This window comes from Sulfitobacter sp. HI0129 (genome assembly GCF_001635395.1).
Classification (GTDB): Bacteria; Pseudomonadota; Alphaproteobacteria; order Rhodobacterales; family Rhodobacteraceae; genus Sulfitobacter.
The window spans coordinates 1-3,800 of the sequence record NZ_LWGH01000238.1; the positions used below are offsets into that span (position 1 = coordinate 1).

Annotated in this window: 2 protein-coding genes; both read left to right on the forward strand. The window is 67.8% G+C overall.

The genetic code is table 11. The annotated features are described in order from the left end of the window. Positions 1 to 1,084, forward strand: a 1,084-nt coding sequence (locus tag A3764_RS04070; RefSeq protein WP_236628011.1) for an asparagine synthetase B family protein, incomplete at its 5' end; no start/stop codon positions are given. 3 nt (positions 1,085 to 1,087) lie between these two features. Beyond that, a partial coding sequence (locus tag A3764_RS04075) for a glycosyltransferase (protein WP_067951225.1) occupies positions 1,088 to 3,800 on the forward strand: 2,713 nt, incomplete at its 3' end.

Genomic DNA, 3,800 nt, shown 5'->3' on the forward strand with positions numbered 1-3,800 from the left:
TGCCATGCTCTCGGGCGGGATCGACAGTTCGGCCATTGTCGCCCGGCTCGCCCCCCGGATGACGCAACCCTTGCAGACCTTCTGCGCCGGTTTCGATCGGCCGGATTATGACGAGAGCCCCCATGCCCTCGCCGTCTCCCGCCTATTTGGGACCCGCCACCGTACCTTTACCATGGATGACAGCCTGGCCCGGCTGCTCCCCGATGTGGCCTGGCATTATGATGAACCGTTCTCGGATTCATCGGCGCTGGTGACCATGGCCATGGCCCGCCATATGCGCGCGCATCTCGGTGTGGCCATGACGGGCGATGGCGGGGATGAGCTTTTCCTCGGCTACAGCCGCTATCTCCGCTTCGGGGCCGATCTCGCACAGGCTGACCGCTCCCCCCGCTTGCTGCGGGATTTCTATGCCGACCGTCTGGCCGTCTTCCGCCAGCGACATCTTGAATGGGGCCTCGGCCCCGCCCTTGCGGACGGTCTGCTGACCCCGGCAGGCGACGCCCTTCCGGCGCTGCTCGAAACCGCGATGCCCGATACGGCGGCAGAAATCGCCGCGCGCGTCGAAACCGGCACGGCCCTGCCGGATGACCTGCTGGTCAAGGCCGATATCGCCCAGATGTCCGCCGGTCTCGAAGGCCGTAGCCCCTTTCTCGATCATGAATTTGCGGATTGGGCCGCATCCTTGCCCGCCGCGCTGCGTCTTTCGGACGGGGCGGGGGGAATGCAGCCCAAGGCATTGCTTAGATATGCTTTGCGTCGCGTCCTGCCGGGGGAGATTCTTCAGCGTGAAAAGCAGGGCTTTTCCGTCCCGGTCAAGCATTGGCTTTGCGGCAGCCTGCGCGATTTTACCGGCGATCTGCTGACAAGCGGGCGTTTCCGCAATCGCGGCTACATGCGCCCTGGCTTTGTCGATCTGATGCTCGACCGGCACCTTTCCGGGCGGGAGGATCACGGCACCCGGTTGTGGAACCTGCTGATGCTGGAACTCTGGCATCTGACACACATGGACCCGGGCGTACCCGCGCCCTTGACCGGGCTTGATCCCATGGCCGGGCGCGCCGCCCCCCTGCAGGCAGCGGGCTGACCCATGCCGCAGGATTTCACAGGCGCGCGCTCTCTCACCCGGGCATTGGCCTGCCTGCAGGGCGGCGATTACCCGGCGGCCCTGCGGTGTTTCGAGGTATTTCTGACCGCAGAGGCCGAAAATACCGCAGCGCGCGAGGCCGCTGCCCGCGCCGCCGAGCGGATGGAGGACTGGCCTCAAGTCGCCCGCCATTGGCTTGAACTGCACAACGCCGATCCGACGGCAATCGGTCCTGTGCGCCGCCATGTGGCGGCACTGTTCAAATCGCAGGATTGGCTCGCCGCCAAAAGCTTCTGCGACCGCGCGACCGTCCTGCACGAAAACCGCCACCGCATGGAGGCGACGCGATATCGGCTGCGCATCCTGTTGGAACGCGGCGATCTTCCCGCCGCTGAGAAGCTTACCACCACCGCCCGCCAAGACGCCCCCGTCCCATCGGGCCTGATCCTCGCGCTGGCAGAGGCATGGCTGGCAGCGGGCTACGCCTGCCGGGCCCTTGTTCTTGCGCGGACGGCACCACCGTCTGACGACCCCGAGCGCGCATGGCTGATCGCCCGCGCCCTTGGCCAGAAGCAAGCATGGCAGGCGGCCCGCATCACGTTGGAGCCGCTGTTGAACGGCCCAATGGCCACCCGCGCCCGGCTGGCGCTGGCGCGAAACGCCGCCGCCCAGAAGGACGAAGCGACCGCCCGGCGCCATTACGAAGCAGTGCGGCAGGACGCCCCCGACCACCCCGAAGCGGTCGCACAGCTTGCACGTCTCGCCATCGCCGACCGCGATCCCGGGCAGGCCATCGCCCTGCTGGAAGATCATGGCAAAGCGCTCACCCCGGCCCGCCGCGCCCATCTGCGTGCACGCGCCGCCCATCTCCAAAAGCCGGGTGCGGGCCGCGAGGTTTTCGAGGCGCTGCTTCGGTCGCAGCCCCGCAACATCGCGCTGCAGATCGCCTTCGCCCGCCATCTGCGTGAAATCGCAGCGCTTGAAGAAGCGCGCGCCCTTGTGGATACCGCGCTCGAAGCCGCGCCCGAGCATGTCGAGGCTCTGCGGCTGCGGATGGCAATCCTCAGGGACGCGAACGCATCCGACGATCTCCAGCTTGCCGCGGCAGAAGCGGCACTCGCCCAGCTTCCGCAGGACGCGGGCCTGCTGCACGCTGTCGGGGGGCTTCTGGCCCGAAAAGACAGGGACGCGGGGGCCGCCTTCTACCGCAGTGCTATCGAGCGCGCGCCCCGGTCGGCGGTGCTCTGGCGGAACTGCGTCTATCATACGTGGATGTGTAACCGGGTCGAAGAGGCGCGTCGCCTTGCCGATCAGGCGCTGGAACGGCTGGGCGCGGCCGAGGCCGCGACGCTTGCCGATGTCGCATGGATCGAACAGGCCGCCGGGCGGCTGGAGCGCGCCTTGCGGCTGATCGACCGTGCCGTCCGGGCGGAGCCTTCGGACATCCGCACAATATCCCGCGCCGTCGACATCTGCATGGAGGCAGGCAGCTACGCGCGGGCGTGGTCGCATCTGGAGATGCTGGATAGATTGCAACCGGAACGCCGCTCCCCCGGCATGGCGGGGGCTGCCGCCCGGTGCACCGCCGCCTTCCGGGCGGTTGGCCGGGCATCGGCCAGCGCGCAGCCCATGGTGCCCGCCCCGGTTCCCGGTCGGTTCCCCGACAGGCTGTTCGACGCCATTGCCGCCTGCTCCAGACCCAATCTTTCGCCGGGACGCTCCGGTATCTTGGTGCTGACCTCCAACCTCGGCGCAGGCGGGGCGGAACGTCAGGTGACCTACAGCATGCAGGGCCTTTCGGACCGGGGGCCGGGGGCCGAGCCGGTCACGCTGGCCGTCAATTCGCTCGATCCCCTGCAGGGCAATGACTTCTTTCTGGAAGAGGTCCGATCAGCCGGTATCGCCCCCGTCGAACTCGCCGCGATGCACCAAGGGGGCGCCATCCGCGGCCTGCTGGCAGAGGCCCCTCAGCATGCCGAGGCCGTGCGCACTCTGTCGGCACTGCCGCCAAAGATCGCGCGGGTGGCCTTGCCCTTTTACGTCTTGTGCGTGCGCAACAGGCCCCGTGTCGTGCATCTGTGGCAGGACGCCATTGCGGTCGCGGGGGGCATGGCGGCGATGCTGGCCGGAGTCGGGCGGATCGTGCTCTGCACCCGTTCCACCCGACCGGCAGAGATACGTCGCTATCGTCGTTTCCTGCGGGCAGGCTATCGCGCGCTGGACCGCTACGCAGGCGACGTGGTGATCGTGAACAACTCCGCCAACGGGGCGCGGGATTACGAAAACTGGCTCGGATTGCCCGAAGGGCGCGTGCAGGTCTTCTACAACGGTTACGATTTCGCCGCCATGAACGATCGTGCCGCCGCGGTGCCGCAGGGCCGGTTGCGTGCGGAGCTGGGCATACCGCCCGCGGCACCGGTACTGGGCGGGGTCATGCGGTTTTCCAGCGTCAAGCGCCCCGATCTCTGGGCAAAGGTCGCCATTGCCGCGGCCCGGCGACAGCCCGATCTTCACGGTCTTATCGTGGGGGACGGGCCGATGCGCCAGGAGGTGATGGACCACGTCGCCCGCGCCGGATTGTCCGACCGCATCCATTTCGCCGGTCGTCGCAGCCCGGTGGAGCCGTGGATGAAGGCGATGGATATGCTGTTTCTGTCCTCGGTGACCGAAGGCCTGCCCAATGTGCTGATCGAAGCGCAGGCCATGGGGCGCCCCG